Origin of the sequence: Gordonia sp. i37 (assembly GCF_002043085.1) — a bacterium.
In the GTDB taxonomy this organism is placed as follows: Bacteria; Actinomycetota; Actinomycetes; order Mycobacteriales; family Mycobacteriaceae; genus Gordonia; species Gordonia polyisoprenivorans.
Genome location: NZ_MVPX01000620.1, coordinates 1 through 574, shown reverse-complemented (window position 1 = coordinate 574; position 574 = coordinate 1). Strand labels below are relative to the sequence as shown.

Below are 574 nucleotides of genomic sequence, written 5' to 3'. Positions count from 1 at the left end.
AAGCCACATCGGGCACCGGCTCGCGAATCGATATTGCGACTTACAGGGGCGCTCCCCGAGTCATCTTGATAGAGACCACACCAGCACTCTTTTTGATAGTCCTATCCTGAGGGACCACTCACCAAACGGGGAACGAACGCAATCCTCAGTGCTTCGGTGACGACCAAAACCCAATTCATCGACGGGGATCAGCTGTCAGACGTCGTCAAACAAGCCACCTGATCCGTCCCGGTGTTTCCGGAGGGTTCGTCTCAAGGGAGAATGAAACCTATGGCAGTGGCAGGATCGAAGCGATACTCGGATGAGTTGAAGCGCGACGCGGTGGACATGGTCGAGCAGTTGGTGGCTCAGGGGTCCACCGAGTGGGCGGCGATGGGCAAGACTGCGGATTTGCTCGGAGTCGGCTCGGCGGAGACGGTTCGCCAGTGGGTGCGCAAGGCGCCGTCGGGCGCCGCCAGCGCGCCAGCCAAGGCCGATAGCGAGGAGATTCGACGACTCAAGCGCGAGGTGGCCGAGCTCAAACGAGCGAACGGGATCCTGAAGGCGGCGTCGGCTTTCTTCGCGGCCGAGATCG

The 574-nt window shown here is 61.0% G+C and carries 1 pseudogene; it reads left to right on the top strand.

From position 1 onward, the window contains the following. Window positions 1–327: 327 nt before the first annotated feature. A pseudogene (locus B1964_RS28855) lies at window positions 328–574 on the top strand (IS3 family transposase); the annotation flags it as partial.